Annotated in this window: 20 protein-coding genes; 5 read left to right on the top strand and 15 right to left on the bottom strand. The window is 69.7% G+C overall.

Features of this window, described 5'->3' with window-relative positions; translation table 11 throughout:
* Positions 1 to 227 precede the first annotated feature (227 nt).
* From BWI15_RS38000 to BWI15_RS37960, 9 genes are all read right to left on the bottom strand, one after another.
* Positions 228 to 1391: a GNAT family N-acetyltransferase gene (locus BWI15_RS38000; protein WP_077019282.1), complete on the bottom strand. Its 1164-nt coding sequence runs from the start codon at positions 1389 to 1391 to the stop codon at positions 228 to 230.
* A gap of 41 nt (positions 1392 to 1432) precedes the next feature.
* Positions 1433 to 2326, bottom strand: a complete 894-nt coding sequence (locus BWI15_RS37995) for an N-acetylmuramic acid 6-phosphate etherase (protein ID WP_083751220.1) — start codon at positions 2324 to 2326, stop codon at positions 1433 to 1435.
* A 32-nt stretch (positions 2327 to 2358) separates the two neighbouring features.
* Positions 2359 to 3261: a MurR/RpiR family transcriptional regulator gene (locus tag BWI15_RS37990; protein ID WP_077019280.1), complete on the bottom strand. Its 903-nt coding sequence runs from the start codon at positions 3259 to 3261 to the stop codon at positions 2359 to 2361.
* Between the two features lie 35 nt (positions 3262 to 3296).
* On the bottom strand, positions 3297 to 4976 hold the full coding sequence (locus BWI15_RS37985) for a serine hydrolase domain-containing protein (RefSeq protein ID WP_237771626.1): 1680 nt from the start codon (positions 4974 to 4976) through the stop codon (positions 3297 to 3299).
* Positions 4977 to 5020: 44 nt separating this feature from the next.
* Positions 5021 to 6313, bottom strand: coding sequence for an exo-beta-N-acetylmuramidase NamZ family protein (locus BWI15_RS37980; protein ID WP_077019278.1), 1293 nt, complete (start codon positions 6311 to 6313; stop codon positions 5021 to 5023).
* On the bottom strand, positions 6310 to 7191 hold the full coding sequence (locus tag BWI15_RS37975) for an endonuclease/exonuclease/phosphatase family protein (protein WP_077019277.1): 882 nt from the start codon (positions 7189 to 7191) through the stop codon (positions 6310 to 6312). Before BWI15_RS37975 ends, BWI15_RS37980 begins: the two co-directional genes overlap by 4 nt.
* Positions 7185 to 8984 (bottom strand): glycoside hydrolase family 3 protein, encoded by a 1800-nt coding sequence (locus tag BWI15_RS37970; RefSeq protein WP_077019276.1) that lies wholly within the window; start codon positions 8982 to 8984, stop codon positions 7185 to 7187. The genes BWI15_RS37975 and BWI15_RS37970 overlap by 7 nt, the downstream gene beginning before the upstream one ends.
* Positions 8981 to 10762, bottom strand: coding sequence for a glycoside hydrolase family 3 protein (locus BWI15_RS37965; protein WP_237771625.1), 1782 nt, complete (start codon positions 10760 to 10762; stop codon positions 8981 to 8983). Before BWI15_RS37965 ends, BWI15_RS37970 begins: the two co-directional genes overlap by 4 nt.
* 233 nt (positions 10763 to 10995) lie before the next feature.
* Positions 10996 to 11910 carry a LysR family transcriptional regulator gene (locus BWI15_RS37960; protein ID WP_077019274.1) on the bottom strand — a complete coding sequence of 305 codons (915 nt, stop codon included), beginning with the start codon at positions 11908 to 11910 and terminating at the stop codon, positions 10996 to 10998.
* A gap of 92 nt (positions 11911 to 12002) precedes the next feature.
* On the opposite strand from BWI15_RS37960, the gene BWI15_RS37955 reads away from it, so the two are divergent.
* From BWI15_RS37955 to BWI15_RS37945, 3 genes are read left to right on the top strand one after another with little or no spacing between them, the layout of a single operon-like run.
* Complete coding sequence (locus BWI15_RS37955; RefSeq protein WP_077019273.1) at positions 12003 to 12716, top strand: SDR family NAD(P)-dependent oxidoreductase; 714 nt, start codon at positions 12003 to 12005, stop codon at positions 12714 to 12716.
* Between the two features lie 26 nt (positions 12717 to 12742).
* On the top strand, positions 12743 to 13867 hold the full coding sequence (locus BWI15_RS37950) for a YbfB/YjiJ family MFS transporter (RefSeq protein ID WP_077019272.1): 1125 nt from the start codon (positions 12743 to 12745) through the stop codon (positions 13865 to 13867).
* Between the two features lie 10 nt (positions 13868 to 13877).
* Positions 13878 to 14240 carry an SgcJ/EcaC family oxidoreductase gene (locus BWI15_RS37945; RefSeq protein ID WP_077019271.1) on the top strand — a complete coding sequence of 121 codons (363 nt, stop codon included), beginning with the start codon at positions 13878 to 13880 and terminating at the stop codon, positions 14238 to 14240.
* A gap of 243 nt (positions 14241 to 14483) precedes the next feature.
* Here the strand turns inward: BWI15_RS37945 and BWI15_RS37940 are convergent, their stop codons facing one another.
* From BWI15_RS37940 to rplM, 5 genes are all read right to left on the bottom strand, one after another.
* The gene (locus BWI15_RS37940) at positions 14484 to 14663 is read right to left on the bottom strand and encodes a hypothetical protein (protein WP_077019270.1); all 180 of its coding nucleotides are present in this window, start codon (positions 14661 to 14663) and stop codon (positions 14484 to 14486) included.
* Positions 14664 to 14835: 172 nt separating this feature from the next.
* Positions 14836 to 15177: a glutaredoxin domain-containing protein gene (locus BWI15_RS37935; RefSeq protein ID WP_083751219.1), complete on the bottom strand. Its 342-nt coding sequence runs from the start codon at positions 15175 to 15177 to the stop codon at positions 14836 to 14838.
* Between the two features lie 107 nt (positions 15178 to 15284).
* A complete protein-coding gene (gene glmM / locus BWI15_RS37930) occupies positions 15285 to 16631 on the bottom strand; it encodes a phosphoglucosamine mutase (RefSeq protein WP_077019268.1) in 1347 nt (448 codons plus the stop codon).
* 7 nt (positions 16632 to 16638) lie between these two features.
* The gene (rpsI, locus tag BWI15_RS37925; protein WP_077019267.1) at positions 16639 to 17160 is read right to left on the bottom strand and encodes a 30S ribosomal protein S9; all 522 of its coding nucleotides are present in this window, start codon (positions 17158 to 17160) and stop codon (positions 16639 to 16641) included.
* 36 nt (positions 17161 to 17196) lie between these two features.
* Entirely contained in the window at positions 17197 to 17640 is a 444-nt protein-coding gene (gene rplM, locus BWI15_RS37920) for a 50S ribosomal protein L13 (protein ID WP_077019266.1), read from the bottom strand.
* A 280-nt stretch (positions 17641 to 17920) separates the two neighbouring features.
* Here rplM and BWI15_RS37915 point away from each other — a divergent pair, with 280 nt between their 5' ends.
* Both BWI15_RS37915 and BWI15_RS37910 read left to right on the top strand, forming a co-directional pair.
* Entirely contained in the window at positions 17921 to 19207 is a 1287-nt protein-coding gene (locus BWI15_RS37915; protein ID WP_077019265.1) for a citrate synthase, read from the top strand.
* A 195-nt stretch (positions 19208 to 19402) separates the two neighbouring features.
* Complete coding sequence (locus BWI15_RS37910) at positions 19403 to 19864, top strand: DoxX family protein (RefSeq protein WP_077019264.1); 462 nt, start codon at positions 19403 to 19405, stop codon at positions 19862 to 19864.
* A gap of 65 nt (positions 19865 to 19929) precedes the next feature.
* Here the strand turns inward: BWI15_RS37910 and BWI15_RS37905 are convergent, their stop codons facing one another.
* Positions 19930 to 20385: a nuclear transport factor 2 family protein gene (locus tag BWI15_RS37905; RefSeq protein WP_077019263.1), complete on the bottom strand. Its 456-nt coding sequence runs from the start codon at positions 20383 to 20385 to the stop codon at positions 19930 to 19932.
* Positions 20386 to 20475 lie beyond the last annotated feature (90 nt).

Below are 20475 nucleotides of genomic sequence, written 5' to 3'. Positions count from 1 at the left end.
ACGCAGCGTGCGCTACGGACCCACAGTGATGGTCCAACTACCCTTCGCGATACGATTCCGAACGCATTTCCGAACCCTTCAGAAAAGCCGCACGAACCAAACATTCGATCGCGCATCAAACCGGCGTACGAGCCGCCACAGGTTAGGAAAAGCACCACTGCGGGTCCCCCCGAAGGGGAACCCGCAGCGCGTCAAATCTCCGTTTGATCCTGCTGTTCATCAAAATTTCAGTCCCGCCGCTGCCACTCCTCGACGCGTTCGACCGGGCGGTAACCGAGGTGGGCGTTGACGGCGTTCATCGCCGTGTTCTGTTCGCCGTTCCAGGTGTGCACGACCATCGGGCCGTCGTGCACGCGCTGGAGTTCGAGGTGGTTGCGGGCCTTCAGGGCCAAGCCGAGCCGGTGCCCGCGGTGGGCCGGGGCCACGAGTGTGCCCGACTGGAAGACCTTGCCGGGGTCGTCGTCGCCGACGTGCAGCTCCGTGTGGCCGGCCAGGGTGCCGTCGGGTGCGATCGCGACGGTGGTCCACGAGTGTCGCCGGCGGGCGCGGTTCTGCGCCTCGACCTCGCGGATGCGCGGCGCGTCCCACCGTTCGGCCTCGACCTCCAGCTCGCCTTGGGGCGCCTCCAGCACGAAGGTGCTCATCAGCGCCCCGAACTCGTCGATCATGTCGTCGGGGCAGCGATCCCGCCAGGTCCGCAGCTCGTACCCCGCGTGGCGCTCGGCGGCCTTCGCGGCCAGCTGCTCCAGCACCGCGGGGTCGAGTGGTAGCTCCAGCACCCGGTGCATCTCGAAGTTGGCCGCCGAGAAGCCCAGCGCCGTCGCGAACGCCTGCCCAGCCGTCGGCTCGCCCGCCTCTGCCCCCTGTGCGTTTGGTGGGTCAACCTCCGAAGTGGCCCGTTGGCCCACCGGAATTTCGTGGGCCAACGGTTCACTTGCCGGGTTAACCCGCGAAATCGCGCCGGCGGCGCGGGTGGGCGCCGAGGAGGCCGAGGGAGCGGAGGAGGCGGGGAGGGTCGGAACGTCGACCTGGGCGACGAGAGCGGTCCGGCCGTGCTGCCGGGCGCGATCCTCCAGCAGGCGGCCCAGCGTCCGGCCGTGACCACGCCGCCGCGCTTCCCGCAGTACGCCGATCGTGGCGTTCAGCCGAAAGGCGTTGTCGAGCAGCGGCAGCTGTACGAACAGCGTGCCGACGATCTCCCCGGCATCGTCGCGCAGGGCCCAGATCTCCTTGGCCCAGTAAGCACTGTCCTGCACCAGCCCGACCCGCAGCTCGTCGCGGCTCCACAGCACCGCGTAGGGCCGGTCGTCGTTCACAGCCACGCTGAACGCGTCGTACCAGGCGTTGTAGGCAGACGTATCGTGCGGGTCCACTCGCTCCGGTGTGCTCACCGACTCACTGTAGGGACCCCTGCGCCGGACACTCCAACCGTTTAGGCCGGCGCCCCGAGCTTGCCGAGCGCCACCGCGACCCGGCCGTCGGCCTCGGCCAGCGCCTCCCGGGCGGCGGAGACCGGGCTTCCGGTCAGCAGGTGCACGAGCGCCGGCTTGAGCTCGCCGTCGGCGTCGGCCAGCGCGGCCGCGCACGCGTCGGCGTCCGCCCCGGTCGCCTCGGCCAGGATCCGCAGCATCCGGCCGCGCAGTTTGTTGTTGGTGGCAACCATGTCGACCATCAGGTTCGACCAGGTCCGGCCGAGCTTGATCATCAGCGTGGTGGAGAACGCGTTCAGGATCATCTTCTGCGCGGTCCCGGCCTTGAGCCGCGTCGACCCGGCGATCGCCTCCGGCCCGGTGTCGGCCGCGATCAGCACGTCGGCCAGCGGCGCCAGCGGGGCGTTCGGGTTCGAGGTGATCAGCGCCGTCGTCGCGCCCACCGACCGTGCGTGCCGCAGCGCCCCCGCCACGTACGGTGTACTGCCGGACGCCGCGAGGCCGATCACCACGTCCAGCCCGGTGACCTCGGCGGCGTCGGCCGCGCCGCCCTCCTCGGAGTCCTCGACGTTCTCGACCGCGCGCAGCAGGGCCGGCATGCCACCGGCGTGATGTGCGACGACCAGGTCGTCGGGCGCGTGGAACGTCGGCAGCAGCTCGGCGGCGTCCAGCACCGCGAGCCGTCCGGACGTTCCGGCACCGAAGTAGTGCACCCGCCCGCCGGCCCGCACCGCCGCGACCGCGGCGTCCACGACCTTGGCCAGGGCCGGGATGACCGCCCCCACGGCGTCCGCGACGCGCGCGTCCTCCGCGTTCATCATCCGCAGGATCTCGGGGGTCCCCACGGCGTCGATCGCCAGCGTCCGGGGATTGCGCTGTTCCGTGGGAGTGATCACAGCATCGATGTTAGTTTTCTACTGAAGGTTTTTCAATTCTGTTGATCGTTGACGGAACTCTTCACCCGGTGCCCGCGGACCGCGGTCGCGGTCTCCTCGAGCGCCTTGCGGGCGTCCGGCAGCACCGACTGGGCCACCCCGATGAACAGGCAGTCGATCACCATCAGCTGCGCGATCCGGCTCGACATCGCCCCCGACCGGTACGTCGTCTCGCGGGCGGCCGTGGTGAGCACCAGATCGGCGGCCTGCGCCAGCGGCGAGCGCGGGAAGTTGGTCACCGCGACCGTGGTGGCGCCGTGCCGCTTGGCCTCCTCCAGCGCCTCGATCACCTCGACCGTGGTGCCGGTGTGCGAGATCCCGATCGCGACGTCGCCGTCGTTCAGCAGCGCCGCGCTGGTCAGCATCACGTGCACGTCCGACCAGGCGAACGCGACCCGGCGGATCCGGTGCAGCTTCTGCTGCAGGTCGAGCGCGACGAACGCGCTCGCCGCCGCGCCGTACAGATCGACCCGCGGCGCCTTGGCGACCGCGGCCACGACCTTGCTCAGCGCCTCGACGTCGAGCTGCTGGGCGGTCTCGCGGACCGCCCGCTCGTCGGCGAAGGCGACCTTGCCGACCACGTCGTCGAGCGAGTCACCGGGTTCGATGTCGCCGCCGACCTCGGGCCTGACCATCTCCTGCGCCGACTGGGCGGCCAGCTGCAGGCGCAGCTGCGGATAGCCCGGGACGCCGATCTGCTTGCAGAACCGGATGACCGTGGTCTCCGAGGTGGAGGCCACCTCGGCCAGTTCGGAGATCGTCATCGCCGCCACGCCGGCCGGGTCCGCGAGCACCGCGTTCGCCACCCGCTGCTCGGCCGGGGCCAGCGCGGGCATCACCGCGCGGACCCGGACCAGCAGCGGCCCCGTGGGTTCTGGAGAGGTCGTGGAAGTCATGACGCCACGGTACGGCGAACGAGCACCGGACGGGGTCACCGACGCGAAAGTCTCCAACCTGTTGCGGTAAATGCCTCCGGATGACGTTCTCCGTCGAACAGCAACTGGTGACCGTCGGTGATCCGGACCCCGTCGACATAGACGCCGCGACCCTGGTACAGCGCGTCCGAGGTGTAGCGCCAGCGCAGCGTCTGGTCACCGCCTGCGAGGTCCGCCGACACCTGGTGCCAGTGCCGATCGCCGGAACCGCTGACCGACCCGTCGGTGTCGACCACCGCTCCCCGATCGGAAACGGTGAACGGCACCTTGGACCACGTGGTGCCGTCGGTCGAGCTCTCCAGGTACAGCCGGTCGGTGTTCTCGGTGTCGACGAACAGGTCGAAGGCCAGCTTCGCCCCCGTGGCCGGTACGGCGACCGGCAGCGCGAGCGTCGTCGTACTGGCGTCGGTCGTGCCGGAGAACCAGGCGTCCTTGCCGTGCCGCGGCGCGACGCCGAGCGACAGCGCGAGCCCCTGGGCGACCGCGCGCCGGGCCGGGTTGTTGCTGCCCCAGTTGCGGCTCGGGTGCACCCGGTTGGTCAGCAGGATCGCGAACGAGCGGGAGTCGAAGTCGATCACCAGCGACGTCCCGGTGTAGCCGGTGTGGCCGGCCGTGCGGGGACCGGACAGGCCACCCATGTACCAGCGCTGGTTCAGCTCGAAGCCCAGACCGTGGTCGTTGCCCGGGAAGCCCTGGTTGAAGTTCGTGATCATCGCGGTGACGGAGCTTTCCTTCAGGATCCGGGCGTGCCGGTAGCTGCCGCCGTTCAGGAAGGCCTGCGCCAGGACGGCCAGGTCGTCGGCGGTGCTGAACACGCCCGCGTGCCCGGCGACGCCGTCGAGCGACCACGCGTTCTCGTCGTGCACCGAACCCCACACCATGCCGCGCGGCGGCGAGGCCTGGAACTCCGTGGCGGCGATCCGCGGCTTCTTCTTCGGGTCCGGGTTGTAGCCGGTGTCCTTCATCTGCAGCGGCTTGGTGATGCCGTCGGCGACCAGCTTGTCCAGCGTCTTGCCGGAGACCCGGTGCGCGACCTCGCCCAGGGCGATCAGGTTCAGATCGCTGTAGAGGTAGGTCGTCCCGGGTGCGCTGGTGGGCTTGGCTGTCAGCGCCATCTGCATCCGCGAGGCCGGGTCGGGCTGCGCGCTCCACAGCGGCAGCCACGACGGCAGGCCGGTGGTGTGGGTCAGCGCCTGGCGAACCGTGATCGCCTGCTTACCGTTGGCCGCGAACTCCGGCACGTACTGCGCGATCGGCGCGTCCAGGGCGACCCTGCCCTTCTCCACCTGCTGCAGCACGACGATCGAGGTGAACAGCTTCGACACCGACGCCATGTCGAAGATCGTGTCGGTGCGCATCGGGATCTGCTGGTCGGCCGGCAGCTCGGTGCCCGCGCCGTCGGCGTACTTGACGGCCATGCCGGTCGCCTCGCGGGTGACCACCTTGCCGTCGTGGCCGAGCAGCGTGACGGCACCGGCGTACAGGGGCTTGGCGGTGCCGTTCGGCTTGGTCCAGCCCGCGACCTGGGCGAGCGCCGCGTCGATCGGCGCGGGGTCGAGACCCGCCTTGACCGGCGTCGCGTCGCGCAGCAGCGTGCCCTTCGGGGCGTAGCCCTCGTACGGGCGGTCGAAACGGCCGAGGGATCGGTTGCTGTCAGCAACTGCAGGGGTAGCCATGGTGAGGATCAGGGTAGCGACCGCCGCGGTCGCTGCCGCACGCCTCATCGGTTGGTGCCCTTGTAGAGCAGGTACTGGGCCCGGCGCTCGGTCCACGCGGCAACCTCCGGCTGCCAGGCCGCGACGATCTGCTCGGCCGACGCGCCGGCGGTGAACATCGTCCGGAACCGGTCCGAGCCGGTCAGCAGGTCGATCCACCGGCCGGGCGGGTTCTCCGCGCGCCAGGCGAACTCCGGGTACAACCGCTTGGCCTCGATCATCATGTGCGTGGCGGCCAGGATCGGTTCGACCCGCTGAGGGTCGGTGATGTGTACCTGGACGCCGCCGCACAGCTTGTTGGCGTTCTTGCTGATCAACGGGTTGAAGTAGGCCTCGCGGAACTCGATGCCCGGGATGTTCTTGGTCCGCAGCGCCTCGGCCCAGCGGTAGTCGACGTACGGCGCGCCGATCAGCTCGAACGGCCGGGTGGTGCCGCGGCCCTCGGACATGTTGGTCGCCTCGAACAGACAGGTGCCGGGGTACAGCAAAGCAGTGTCGGGCGTCGGCATGTTCGGGCTCGGCAGCACCCAGGGCAGGCCGGTCTCGGCGAACAGCTGGTCGCGCTTCCAGCCCTCGACCTCGATCACCTGGAGGTCCTGCACCACCGGTCCGCCGGTGTCGAGCGCCAGGTACTCGGCGTTGAAGAGCCGGGCGAGCTCTCCGACCGTCATGCCGTGCTGCTGGATGATCTCCTCCTTGCCCACGCCGGAGGTGTAGCCGGGCCGCATCATCGTGCCGTCGGCAGCGCCACCGATCGGGTTCGGCCGGTCCAGCACGACGAACTTGAGGCCGTTCTTGGCGGCCGCCACCATCGCCTCGTACATCGACCAGATGTAGGTGTAGAACCGGACGCCGACGTCCTGGATGTCGAAGACCACCGTCTCCACGCCGGCCTTGGTGTAGATGGCCTGCAGCTTGGCCGCGTTCGCGCCGTAGGCGTCGTAGACCATGATCCCGGTCCGCGGGTCGACGTGGTCGCCCTCGGCGTCGCCGGCCTGCGCGCTGCCGCGGAACCCGTGCTCGGGGCCGAACACCGCGACCACGTTGACCTTGCCGGAGGCGTGCATGGTGTCGACGATGTGGCTGAGGTCGTTCAAGATGCCGGTCGGGTTGCTGTACACCCCGACCTTCTGGCCGGCCAGCGCGGCCCAGCCGGAGTCGGCCAGCACCTGCGCGCCGGTCTTCACCTTGCGCTTCTTGGCCGGGTCCGGCGTGGCCTGGGCCGCGGTGGCCCCGAGCAGCGGCGCGGCGCCGACGGCACCCGCGCCGGCCAGAAAACTACGACGTCCTACGGTCATGAGTGGACCTCCGATCCACGGGCGAGCGTCAGGTCGGCCACGACGGGCCGGTGATCACTCGCGGCAAGAAGTGCGGGGGAAGCCGGAACCTCGGCGCGGAGCACTCCGACGCCGTCCGACACGGTGATGTAGTCGATGCGTTTGACCGGCGTGGCCGCCGGATAGGTCAACGGGTTGCCCGTGGTGACCGGCGCCGCGGTCCAGGCGTCGGTCAGGGTGGGCCAGAGCCGGGCCAGCTCGGGCGCCTGCGGCTCGGCGTTGAAGTCGCCGACCAGGACCTGGTTGGCGCCGGCCGGGTCGGCGGCGAGGATCTTCAAGGTCTCGTCCACCTCGGTTCGCCGCAGCGAGGGGTCGGCCCGGTAGTCCAGGTGGGTCACGTAGAAGTGCAACCGCGCGCCCTTGGCCTGGATCACCGCCTCCAGGAAGCCCGGCATCGGCATCGGGCCGGCGTCGGGATCCTGCGTCGACAGGCGGGTCAGGTCATGGTTGTGTACGTCGAGGATCGGCGCCTTCGACAGCACCGCCAGCCCGTACTGCCGGCGAGGCTCGCCCGGCCGCAGCGGGTCGAAGTCGTAGATCGGGGCGAAGCCGGCCCGCATCCCGAGCCGGCCGGCGAGCTCGCTCACCAGGTCACGCCACTGCGAGCGGTCGCTCCAGTGCACGTCGACCTCCTGCAGGCCGATCACGTCGGCATCCAGCGCGCGCAGCGTGGTCTCGGTGCGATCCAGGTCGAACACGTTGTCGTGCCCGGCGCCGGCGTGGATGTTGTACGTCGCCACCCGCAGCGGCACCGCCGGCGCGTTGCCATCGGCAACGGCCGGGGTGACGCCGGCGAGCAGGGTCAGGGCGGCGACCAGGACCAGGAACCGCTTCACCATGTCAGTCCGTGCCCGAAGGGATAGAGAACGGTCGAGGGATCGCCGGCCACCGGGACGTCGACCGGCAGCTTGCCGGCCGGCTTGATCTCGCCGTACAGCACCTTGGCCAGCGACTCCATCGAGACGTCGGCGTACGAGTAGGTGGCCAGGTACGTCGGCGCGGCGGTGAAGTACGCGATGTCGTACGGGTCGCGCACGGCGACCACGATCACCGGCTTGCCGGTCGCGAGCAGCTCCTTGACCAGCTTCTGCTGCTTGCCCTGCTTGTCGGTCACCGCCGTGTCCCAGGCCTTCATGGTCAGGACGACGGTCAGGTCGTTGGCGCGTGCCGCCGCGACCGCACCGGCGATCGCGGTGTCCGACGGGGTCGCGCCGGTCTGCCGCACGGTTGTCGTGGCGCCGCGCGCGGTCAACCGGTTGGCCAGTGTCTGGGTGGTGGCCACGCCGTACCCGGTCACCAGCACCTTGCGCGAGCCGGCGCTCAGTGGCAGCAGGTTCGCCTCGTTCTTCACCACCGTCGTGGTCCGGTCGGCGATGCGTTGCGCGGCCGCGTAGTGCTCGGGCGTTCCGACCACCGACGACACCGCCGCGAGGTTCACCAGCGGCTCGTCCACGACACCGTTGAGGTGCTTCAGCCGCAGCACCCGGTAGACGCTCTGGTCGAGCCGCTGCTCGGTGATCCGGCCGGACCGGACCGCCGCCAGGACGGCGTTGTAGGCGACGTCCATCGCCGGCGACATCAGCAACTGGTCACAGCCGGCCTCGATCGCGCGCACCGCCACCTCGGCGTCGCCGTACTTCTGCCGGACGCCGGCCATGGCGAGCGAGTCGGTGATCACCACGCCGTCGTACCCGAGCTGCTCGCGCAGGATGCCGGTCAGGATCGGCTTGCTCAGCGTGGCGGGTTCGCCGGACGGGTCCAGCGACGGAACCACGATGTGCGCGGTCATGATCGAGTCGATGCCCGCCTTGATCGCGGCCTCGAACGGCGGCGCGTCGATCGTGGTCCACTCCTGCAGGGTGTGGTCGATCGTCGGCAGCGCGGTGTGGCTGTCGTCATGGGTGTCACCGTGGCCCGGGAAGTGCTTGGCGCACGACGCGATCCCGCCGCCGCTCTCCAGCCCGGTCACCTGGGCCGCGGTCAGGTCGGCGACCAGCGTGGGGTCGGACGAGAACGAGCGCACCCCGATCACCGGGTTGAGCGCGTTCACGTTGACGTCGGCGACCGGCGCGTAGGCCTGGTTGACACCCACCGCGCGCAGCTCCGCCCCGGCGATCGCCGCGGCCTCCCGGGCGTCGGCCGTGCTGCGGCCGGCCCCGAGCGCCATCGCGCCGGGGAACTGCGTGGCCGGCGGACCCACCCGGAACACGACACCGTGCTCCTGGTCGGTGCTGATCAGCAGCGGGACCGAAACCTTCTCGCCGACGGCGAGCGAGGCCTGCTGCAGCCCGTTCGACAGGGCGGCGATCTGCGGCGGGTTGGCGACCGAGTCGGTCCAGGCGAAGTAGATGACGCCGCCCAGCTTGTACTTGGCCACGACCTCCGCCGGCGTCGCGACGCCGTACGCGGTGACGTTGCGCTGGTCGGCGGTGGTCGCGGTGGCGCCGTACGCGTAGGTGACGAACAGCTGGCCGACCTTCTCCTCCAGCGTCATCCGCGCCAGTGTGGCGGTGGCCCAGCCGTGTGCGCGGCCAGGGTTCGAGGCTGCGGCGACACCGGGCCGGAGCCCGGCCGCACCGGCGACAGCCGCTGCAGCCAGGCCCAGGACGGTACGCCGGGTCGGACGGCTCACCAGGACAGCCCGTGGCCGAACGGGTACAGCGGCGTCGCCGGCTGACCGGCCACCGGGATGTCGACCGGCAGCTTGCCGGTCGGCGCGATCTCGCCGTACAGGACCTTGGCCAGCGACTCCATCGAGACGGCCTGGTAGCCGTAGGTCGCCACGTAGGTCGGCGCCTGGTCGAAGTACGCGATGTCGTACGGGTCGCGGACGGCGACGACGATCACGGTCTTGCCGGTGGCGAGCAGGTCCTTGACCAGCTTCTGCTGCTTGGCCAGCTTGTCGGTGACCTTCGTGTCCCACGCCTTCTGGGTCAGGACGACGGTGACGTCGTTCGCCTTCGCCTTCGCCACCGCGTCGGCGATCGCCGCGTCGGTCGGTGCGGCGCCGGTCTGCGCGACCGTCGTGGTGGCGCCACGCTTGGTGAGGCTGGCGCCCAGCGCCTGGGTGGTGTTGACGCCCCAGCCGGTGACGAGCACCTTGCGGGCCTGGTTGCTCAGCGGCAGCGTGCCGGTGTCGTTCTTGACCAGGGTGATGCTCTTGTCGACGATCTGCTGCGCGGTGGCCAGGTGCTCCGGCGTACCGACCGTGGTGGCGACCGCGGCCGGGTCGACGAACGGCTTGCGCAGGACATCGCTCTTGTGCTTCAGCTTCAGGATCCGGAACAGGCTCTCGTCGATCCGGTCCTCACTGATCCGGCCGGACTTCACCGCGTCCACAACGGCCTGGAACTGCACGTCCGGTGCCGGCGGCAGCAGCAGCTGGTCGACGCCGGCCTCGATCGCGCGGACCGCCACCTCGGCGTCGCCGTACTTGGCCCGGACCGCGGCCATCTCCAGCGCGTCGGTGATGATCAGGCCCTTGAAGCCGAGCTCGTTGCGCAGCACGCCGGTCATGATCGGCTTGCTCAGCGTCGCCGGGTCACCGGACGGGTCCAGCGACGGGATCACGATGTGCGCGGTCATGATCGAGTCGATGCCGGCCTTGATCGCGGCCTTGAACGGCGGCGCGTCGATCGTGTTCCACTCCTCGCGGGTGTGGTTGATCGTCGGCAGCGCCGTGTGGCTGTCGTCGACGGTGTCACCGTGCCCCGGGAAGTGCTTCGCGGTGGCGATGATGCCGGCGTCCTTCTGGTAGCCCTTCACCTGCGCGACCGTCAGGTCCGAGACCAGCTGCGGGTCCGACGAGAACGAACGGACCCCGATCACCGGGTTGAGCGCGTTCACGTTGACGTCGGCGACCGGGGCGTAGTCCTGCCGGATGCCCATCGCCTTCAGCTCGCGCCCGGTGATCCCGGCCGCGGTCCGGGCGTCCGCGGTACTGCGGGCCGCGCCGTGCGCCATGTTGCCGCCGAACTGGGTGGCGGGCGGACCGATCCGAACCACCACGCCCTGCTCCTGGTCGGTGGCGATCGTCATCGGCACGTGCCGGCCGGTCTTGAGCGCGGCCGACTGCAGCTGGTTGGAGTACGACGCCAGCTGGGTCGGGTTCTGCACGTTGTCGCGGGCGTTGAAGTAGATCCAGCCGCCCGGCTTGTACTTCGCGACCACCTCGGCGGGCGTCCCCACCCCGTACAACCGGGTGTTGCGGGCGTCGGGGGTGTTCGCGTCCGGCCCGTAGGCGAACAGGACGAACATCTGCCCGATCTTCTCCTCCAGCGACATGGAGTGGAGCACCCGGCCGAGCTGGGCGTCCGTCACCGATGGAGCACCGAGTCCTTCCGATTCGGGTGGTGGCGCGCTGACGGCGGCCGTGGGCGCGAGCGCGGCCACGGTCGCGGCGGCGGTCACAGAGGCAAAAGTGGCGATGGCAGAGCGGCGCAACGCGGACATGACCGACCCCTCAGGTAATTGAATTACATCCGTCCCCCTGAACGCGAAAGTTACCCACGTCACCGAGGTGGGTCAAGAGGAAAGGACTTTTCATCCTGCCCGGGCCGTGATCACGCGGCAACACACCGCACCCAACGCCCGCTTGAACTTCGGGCGTCAGCGGAACGGATCCGCGGCCGGCCGCGCGCTCGTCATCGCCGGAACGGATCGGCGGCCGGAAGCCAGATGCCGTCGTCGTCCAAGCCGTGGCGTTCGCCGTCCAGGACGAGGGCCTCGATCGCGGCCAGGACCGGGGCGCGGGTCTCGTCCCGGCGCGACACCAGCGCCCAGGTCCAGCACGGCGACGGGTCGACGACCGCCAGTTGGGTCAGATCGGGCGGCAGCGGGATGCCCGTGCGCTTCGGCGAGCTGATCACCGGACGGCGCAGCCGGCGGACGTGCTCGAAGAACGCCGGACCGGTGATGCCCTCGTCGTTGATCCGCTCGATCCCGGCGCCGGTGGCGGCCGCGAACTCCTCGGCATAGGCGTTCCACGACGACCAGGCCGAGCTGTTGGCGTCCACCAGCAGGATGGCGTCCTTGGCCCTGACGGGTTTGGTGCCGCGGGTGACGCTCAGCGCGAACAGGCGGTCGGCGCCGATCAGCCGGGCCTGGAGCCCCTGCTCGGCGAGGTCCTCGGTGCGGATCCAGCAGATCGCCAGGTCGATGCTGCCGTCGGCGACCCGGCTCGCCTGGGTGTGCGACGGCATCACCCACGGATCGACGATCAGGTGCGCGACGCCCGTCGTCCGGGTGACGAGGTCCTTCGGGTGCCAGCTCACATATCCGAGCCGCACGCAGTCCGCGCCCTCCAGACCGGCCGCCGTACGGCGTAAGGCGTCGGCCTGCTCGAGCAGCGCCCGGGTCTTGGGCAGCAGCGCCTCGCCGGCCGGCGTGAGCGTCACCGACCGCCGGTCGCGCTCGAACAGCTGAACGCCGAGATCGCGTTCCAGCGCCTTGATCTGTTGCGACAGCGACGGGCCGGCGATCAGCAGGCGCGCGGCGGCCCGGCCGAAGTTGAGCTCCTCGGCGACCGCGACGAAGTACCGGAGCTGGCGCAGTTCCACGCCCCGATCGTACGGGGGGTCGGAGCCGCAGCCTCCCAGCAGAGAGGAACTCGGTCGTTCTGAATCGCCCGCGCGCGAGCAACGCTCAAGACATGGACACCAACACACAAAAGGTAGTTGTCATCACGGGCGCCTCGCAGGGCATCGGCGAAGGGCTCGTGACGGCGTACCGCAAGCTCGGCTACGCCGTGGTCGCCAACTCGCGCTCCATCACCCCGTCCGGCGATCCGCTGGTGCTGACCGTGCCCGGCGACATCTCCGCCGTCGGCGTCGGCAGCCGGGTGATCGAGGCCGCGCTGGCCGAGTTCGGGCGGGTCGACACCCTGGTCAACAACGCGGGCATTTTCGTCGCCAAGCCGTTCACCGAGTACACCGACGAGGACTTCGACCGGGTCACCGAGGTGAACCTGCGCGGGTTCTTCGAAATCACCCAGCATGCCGTGAAGGCGATGCTGGCCGGCGGCGGCGGTCACGTCGTCAACATCTCGACGTCGCTGGTCGACCACGCCAACACCTCCGTACCGTCCGCGCTGGCCTCGCTGACCAAGGGCGGACTGAACGCCGTCACCAAGTCGCTCGCGATCGAGTACGCCGCGCGCGGCGTCCGCGTCAACACCGTTGCCCTGGGCATCATCGAGACCCCGATGCACCCGGCCGAGACGCACGAGGCACTGGCCGGCCTGCACCCGGTCGGCCGGATCGGCACGGTCGAGGAGGTCGCCGACGCGGTGCTCTACCTGGAGAACGCGCAGTTCACCACCGGCGAGGTCCTGCACGTCGACGGCGGCCAGAGCGCGGGCCACTGAGCTTGCTGGGAGAGGAGGAGGAAGGGATGAGCGCCTTCCCGACCTCTGCGCCGGCGACGGGCGTGCCGCCGTGGCGGATCGCCGCGCGCGGCGCGGCGACGCTGGCGGCGGGGATGGGGATCGGCCGCTTCGTGTACACCCCGATCCTCCCGCTGATGGGCCTGTCCCCGCGACTCGGCGCGGGGCTGGCCACGGCGAACTACCTCGGCTACCTGGTCGGCGCGGTCGCGGCGATCGCCGTACCGGGGCTGGTTCGTTCGCGGGCGACCTTGCGGCTGTCCCTCCTCCTCCTCGTCGCCACGCTCGCCTTGATGCCGATAGCAACGAACGCCACCGGGTGGTCGGCGCTCCGGCTGATCGCGGGCGTCGCCAGCGCGATGATCTTCGTCTCCGCGTCGACGACGATGCTCACCGATCTCCCGCCGCATGCCGTCGGCTGGGCGATCGGTGGCGTCGGCGCCGGGATCGCGCTGTCCGGCGCCGCCGTACTGGCGATTCGCGCGACGGGCACCTGGCAGCAGGCCTGGTGGAGCGCGGCCGCCCTCACGGCCGCGCTGACCGCCTTCGCCTGGCCACTGCACACCAGTGGTTCGTCGGCCCGGTCCGAGCAGGTCCGGCCCGATCCCACCGCGCGACGTTCCTTCGCCTTCCTGCTGGTGAGCTACTCGCTCGAAGGCGTCGGCTACATCATCGCCGGTACGTTCCTCGTCGCCGCGATCGAACAGACGGCACCGGGCTGGGCCGGGACCGGCGCGTGGATCCTCGTCGGCCTGGCGGCTCTGCCGTCGTCCGCCTTCTGGGCCTGGCTCAGCCACACGTGGTCGCGCCGGTCGCTGCTGGTCGTCGCCCTGCTCGTCCAGGCCGTCGGAATCGCCTTGCCGGCCGTCGCGGGCGGCGTCGTACCGGCGCTGATCTCGGCGACGCTGTTCGGCGCGACGTTCCTCGGCGTCAACACCACTGTGCTCTCGATCGGCGCCCACCTGCGGATCGCCCGCTCGGTCGCGATCCTCACCACCGGCTACAGCGTCGGCCAGGTCCTCGGCCCGCTCGCCGTCAACCCGTTCCTCCACCACGGCTACCACACCCCGCTCCTGCTGGGCGCCGCGCTGGTAACCGTCGCAGCCACCACAGCCACCGCTTCTCACCGCTAGGAGACTCACCATGTCCACCACCACCGAGATCCTCACCACCGTCGCCGACCAGTGGCGCGACGCCGTCGACGCCCACGACCCCGAGCGCGTCGCGTCGAACTTCACCGACGACGCGATCTTCCAGGGCCTGCACCCGTACACCGTCGGCCCGCAGGGCGTCGCGACCTACTACGCCGCCCAGCCCCTCGGCATGACCGCGACATACAAGATCCTCGAATCCAAGCAGCTGACCGACGACCTGATCCTCGGCTACCTCACCGTCGACTTCGCCTTCACCGACCGCCCCACCAAAACGGTCAACCTCAGCCTGCTGCTCAAGAAGACCGCGGACGCCTGGCTGATCAACCACTACCAGGTGTCGCTGCTCCCCTGACCGTGCGGATCGGGGCAGGTCACTGATCTGGCTACCACGCACCCGCGCATGTGCAAGGCTTGAACCAGCTCCCCAGGTGCTGCTTGGAGAGAAGTGAAGCTGGGCTCCCCGCCGGAACGACGGGCCCCAGCTTTCGCGCTTTCCGGCCACAGTGCACCACGACATCGGACACGTGCCTTTGTCACGTGCGCTGTCGAGCAATGCCAGGTCCCGTCCGTCTTGCACCTCACGACGCGAGTCCAATCAAACCTCCCGCACGCCGAGATCGTCCAACTCGTAGAGCAACCGCTCCAGGCAGCACCGCCGCGCCCGCTCCTGCTTGGTCCTGGTCATCGGCGTACCAACGACCACAATCGCCGCGATGTCGAGCTTGCCGACGACGGCGGCGATCCGGTCCCGTCGCTTGACGATTCCGTCACCCAATGCAGGCGTACGCCGGAACGCATCGAGAACGCGCGGACGCGTGCCGAAGTTCTTCGCAGGCGGTGACGGGGATCCTGCAACCTTCGGCGCGCCTTCGTGGGCGCCATGCCGAGGGACTCTCGGGGCAGACCGTCGGGACCGTGAGGCGCTGACCCGCTGCCCTGACCGCGGTTCAGCGGAGGTGGTTCAGGACCCAGGTCGGGTTGGGGTTGACCTGGTGTTCGTCGGGGGTGACGACCGTGGGGACGGTTTCGTTGCCGTCGGCGAGAGACCGGACGACGGCGGCGGCTTCGGGGTCGGACCAGATGTTGACCCAGTGCGCCTTGCGGGCGTGGCGGCCGAGTTTGCGGCGGAGGGTGAGGCAGAAGCTGCAGCCGGGGCGCCAGTAGATGATCGGGCGGCCGTCGGCGGTGGCGCGGCGCTGGGCCTCGGCGGCTGTGGTCGAGCGGGGGAAGGCCAGCGGGGACATGATCGCGGCGAGGATTCCGAAGCCGGCGATCGCGGCGACGGCCATCACCGGGCGACCGGTGGCGAACCCGTCGGCGGCGACGAGCGCCGCGACGACGACGAACGCCCCGGCGAAACTCCAGGTACGGAGTACGCCGGGGCGTGCGTTCGTGCTCAGAGCTTCAGTGCGCCCGCGACGACGTCGGCCAGCGCGTGGGCGACCTCGTGGGCGGTGTCGGAGGACTCGGCCTCGACCATCACCCGGACCAGCGGTTCGGTCCCGGACGGGCGGAGCAGGACGCGGCCGGTGTCGCCGAGACGCCGGGTCGCTTCGGTGACGGCGGACTGGACCGTCGGGTCGGTGCCGGCGCGGGTCTTGTCGACGTTCGGGACGTTGACCAGGACCTGCGGCAGGCGCGTCATCACGCCGGCCAGATCGCGCAGCGACTTGCCGGTCTGGGCGACCCGGGCCAGCAACATGACGGCGGTCAGCGTGCCGTCGCCGGTGGTGGCGTGGTCGGACAGGATCACGTGCCCGGACTGCTCACCGCCGAGCTTGTGGCCGCCGGCCTTCATCGCCTCCAGCACGTACCGGTCGCCGACCTTGGTCTGCTCGACCGCGATCCGCTCCCGGACCATCGCCTGGACGAAGCCGAGGTTGCTCATCACGGTCGCCACGACCGTGTCGTTGAGCAGCCGCCCGCTGTCGCGCATCGCCAGCGCCAGAACGGCGAGGATCTGGTCCCCGTCGATCAGCTCGCCGCCGGCGTCGACCGCCAGGCAGCGGTCGGCGTCGCCGTCCAGCGCGATACCGAGGTCCGCGCCGTGGCCGATCACCTCGCGCCGCAGCCCCTCCATGTGCGTGGAGCCGCAGTCGAGGTTGATGTTCAGGCCGTCCGGGCTCGCGGCGTACGTGACGACCTCGGCGCCGAGCCGGCGCAGCGCCTCCGGTGCCGTCAGGGACGCGGCACCGTTCGCGCAGTCGATCACGACCTTGAGGCCGTCGAACCGGTTGGGCGCGGACCGGACCAGGTGCGCCACGTAGGTCTCGAAGCCCTGACCGTCGTCGAGCACCCGCCCGACGGCCTTGCCGGTCGGGCGCTGCCACTGCTCGCCCATCCGGGCCTCGATGGCGTCCTCGATCTTGTCGTCGAGCTTGATCCCGCCCCGGGCCAGGAACTTGATGCCGTTGTCGGGCATCGGGTTGTGGCTGGCCGACAGCATCACGCCGAGATCGGCACCGGTCGAACCGGTCAGGTACGCGACCGCCGGGGTCGGCAGCACGCCGAGCCTGACCACGTCGACGCCAGCGCTGGCCAGACCGGCCACCACGGCGGCTTCCAGGAACTCACCACTGGCACGCGGATCCCGGCCCACAACGGCGCGTGGCCGGTGCCCTTCGAAGGCACCGGCCTCGCCGAGTACATGAGCGGCGGCGACCGAAAGGTCGAGCGCCAGCTCCGCGGTCAGGTCCACGTTCGCCAGTCCACGGACACCGTCCGTGCCGAACAAACGCGCCATCAGGAAATCAGCGCTTGCTGTACTGCGGAGCCTTACGGGCCTTCTTGAGACCGGCCTTCTTGCGCTCCTTGATCCGCGCGTCGCGGCTGAGCAGACCGGCCTTCTTCAGACCCGGACGGTTCGCCTCCTCGTCCGCGGCGTTCAGGCAGCGGGCGATGCCGAGCTGCAGCGCACCGGCCTGGCCGGTGATGCCGCCGCCGTTGATGCGGGCGATCACGTCGTAGGAACCCTCGAGACCGGCGACCACGAACGGCTCGTTCACGTGCTGCTGGTGAACCTTGTTCGGGAAGTAGACGTCGAGCGGCTTGCCGTTGACGGTGATGTTGCCGGTGCCGGGGATCAGGCGGACGCGCGCGACGGCCTCCTTGCGGCGACCGGTCGCGCCGGCCGGGTTGATCACCGCGACGCGGCCGGACTCGGCGCGCTGCTCCGGGCTCGGGTTCGTCTCGGAGGTGTACGCGACCGGGCCCTCGGTGTCGATGGGGACCTCAAGGTCGTTCTCGGTCTCGGTGGTGGTGACGTCGCTCACGCTGGAAATCCTCGTTTACCTGGCTCGTCGATCGCTCTACTGGGCGATCTGGGTGATCTCGAAAGGCTTCGGCTGCTGGGCCGTGTGCGGGTGCTCCGGACCGGCGTACACCTTCAGCTTGCTGAGCAGCTTCCGGCTGAGACGGTTCTTCGGCAGCATCCCCCAGACAGCCTTCTCGACGGCCTTGCGGGGGTCCTTGTCGAGGATCTCGCCGATCGGCGTGGCTGTCAGGCCACCCGGGTGTCCCGAGTGGCGGTAGGCCAGCTTGTCCGTCCGCTTGGAGCCGGACAGGGCGACCTTGGACGCGTTCACGACGACGACGAAGTCGCCGCCGTCGATGTGCGGGGCGAAGGTCGGCTTGTGCTTGCCCCGCAGAAGAGTTGCGATCTGGACGGCGAGCCGACCGAGCGTGACGTCGGTGGCGTCGATCACGTGCCACTCACGGGTGACGTCAGCAGGCTTCGGGCTGTACGTGCGCACGGTCGTTGACCTTCGTTTCTCAGAGGTTGACAAAAATGAAGCGTCGGCGAGCGGTGTCACCGAGGACCGGTGCAACCAGGAACGCACAACAGCAGCCCAGAATACCGGCGGGGACACGTCGGGGTCAAAGTGAGCGCAACAGGCCCGGGGACCCCGGGTTGGAACCGAACTCCGACCGCACTAGTTTAGCGGTGAAGATTGAAGTCCGAACCGCGTCCCGCCGGCTGACGATCACCCTCACTGGCTCCGGCGATGACGCCAGCTTCCGAAGAGGGCACCCGTGACCGAACAGTCGCTCACCGTCCGGGACAACCGGACCGGCAAGGACTACGACCTTGCCATCACCGACGGCACCATCCGTGCCGCAGATCTCAAGCAGATCAGCGCTACCGACGGAGACGGTGGCCTGGCCACCTACGACCCCGGCTTCGTCAACACCGCCTCGACCCGCTCCTCGGTCACCTTCATCGACGGGGACAAGGGCATCCTGGAGTACCGCGGCTACCCGATCGAGCAGCTCGCCGAGCAGTCGAACTACCTCGAGGTCGCCTACCTGCTGGTCAACGGCAAGCTGCCGAACAAGGCCGAGTACGAGGCCTGGTCGCACGACGTGACGTATCACACGTTCGTGCACGAGAACCTGAAGACCTTCATGCAGGGCTTCCGGTACGACGCGCACCCGATGGGCATGCTGCTGGCCTCGGTCGGCGCGCTGTCGACGTTCTACCCCGAGTCGCGCGACATCTTCAACGAGGAGTCGCGGGCGCTGCAGATCCGCCGGCTGATCGCCAAGATGCCGACGCTGGGCGCGTTCGCATACCGGCACGCGCAGGGCAAGCCCTACGTCTACCCCGACAACGAGCTCAGCTACGCGGCGAACTTCCTGTCGATGCTGTTCAAGATGAGCGAGCCCAAGTACGCCGCCGACGACCGCCTGGTGCGCGCGCTGGAGATCCTGTTCATCCTGCACGCCGACCACGAGCAGAACGCCTCCACCAACGCGGTGCGCGCGATCGGCTCGACCCAGGTCGACCCGTACAGCGCGGTCACCGGCGGCATCGCCGCCCTCTACGGCCCGCTGCACGGTGGCGCCAACGAGGCGGTGCTGAAGATGCTGCGCCGGATCGGCACCGTCGACAACGTGCCGTCGTTCATCGAGGGCGTGAAGAACGGCGAAGAGCGGCTGATGGGCTTCGGCCACCGGGTCTACAAGAACTACGACCCGCGGGCCAAGATCATCAAGAAGGCCGCCGACGACGTGTTCGAGGTGACCGGGATCAACCCGTTGCTGAAGATCGCCGTCGAGCTGGAGAAGATCGCGCTGGAGGACGAGTACTTCGTCTCCCGCAAGCTCTACCCCAACGTCGACTTCTACTCCGGCCTGATCTACGAGGCGCTGCAGTTCCCGCCGGAGATGTTCACCGTGCTGTTCGCCATCCCGCGCACGTCGGGCTGGCTGGCGCAGTGGCTGGAGAGCCTCGGCGACAGCGACCAGAAGATCGCCCGCCCGAAGCAGATCTACACCGGTGCCCGCGGCATCGACTACGTCCCGATGGGCGAGCGCTGAGCTTCGCCTGACCAAGGCCCCCACGCGATCGCGTGGGGGCCTTTGCCGTCCCCACGGCCTGCTCCCTGAGGGTTCAGGGTGACCCTGATCCGTACGCCGCCCGGCGTACGGCGGATGCCGCCGCCGGGCCGACGCGGCCGCGGGGTGGATTTCGCGACGCTGTCATGGACATCGACCATGACAGGAGACACCACCATGAACACCCTGCTGGACAAGGGAAACCGGCTGACCGACTGGCTCGGGCAGCGCAGCGTCGACATCCTGAGGATCAGCCTCGGCCTGATCTTTCTCGGCTTCGGCCTGCTGAAGTTCTTCCCCGGTGCGAGTCCGGCCGAGGCGCTGGTGATGCGCACGCTCGACACCTTGACTCTGGGTGTCGTGGAAGGCCGCAACGCCGTCCTGCTGACCGCGCTGATGGAGTGCTTCATCGGGCTCACGCTGATCACCGGCAGGTTCCTGCGCACCGGTCTGCTGGTGCTCGGGATGGCGCTGGTCGGCATCATGTCGCCGCTGGTGCTGTTCTTCGGCGACCTCTTTCCGGGCGCGCCGACCCTGGAGGCGCAGTACGTGCTGAAGGACGTCGTACTGGCGGCCGCCGGACTGGTGATCGCCGCCAAGGCACTCACCGTCGCGCCCCTGAAAGGCTTACAGGGTTGAGCAATTGGGACGGCCCCGGCCCGGCAGAACTGCCGCGGACCGGGGCCGTGCTGCGCTTCTGCCGACTACGACGCGACGGCCGGGCCGCGCGGTTCCCGGGCACTGTCGAAGAGTTGGTCGAGGGTTCCCCGGGCCCGCGCCATCGCGACATGGTCGACGTAGTCCCGCGACTCCACGATCAGGCCGTCGCGCACCCGCAGCACGAAGACGCAGGGCACCCGGAACGTCGCGCCGTCGGCCGGCCGGACCCCCGCGTACTCGAACTCGGCGACGATCACCTCGGGGTCCGCGGTCTGGTGGATCCGGATGTTGTCAGGCCGGAACTCGATGGTTTGCGCGACTGCCGGCCCGGTGCCGCTGAAGTGCTCGCGCAGCGCGTCGCGGCTGAGCAACGGGTGGTCGCCGCCGGGCGCCATCGGGTGCCGGACGTCGATCTGTTCGGCGTACAGGTCGGGAAGGGCGGCATAGTCACCGGCGGCGACGCCGTGGACCAGCCGGAGGAAAACCTCGGCAGGTGTCATGGACTCCCCCTGAGCGAAGTGATGACTCCGAATATAGGGAGTGGCGACTTCGGTTACAACCGAATTGGTCCGGTGAGCGTCTCCTACGCT

The organism is Kribbella sp. ALI-6-A (assembly GCF_001984195.1).
Taxonomy (GTDB): Bacteria; Actinomycetota; Actinomycetes; order Propionibacteriales; family Kribbellaceae; genus Kribbella.
The sequence above is the reverse complement of the archived record's forward strand: the minus strand, read 5'-3'. Positions and strand labels throughout refer to the sequence as shown.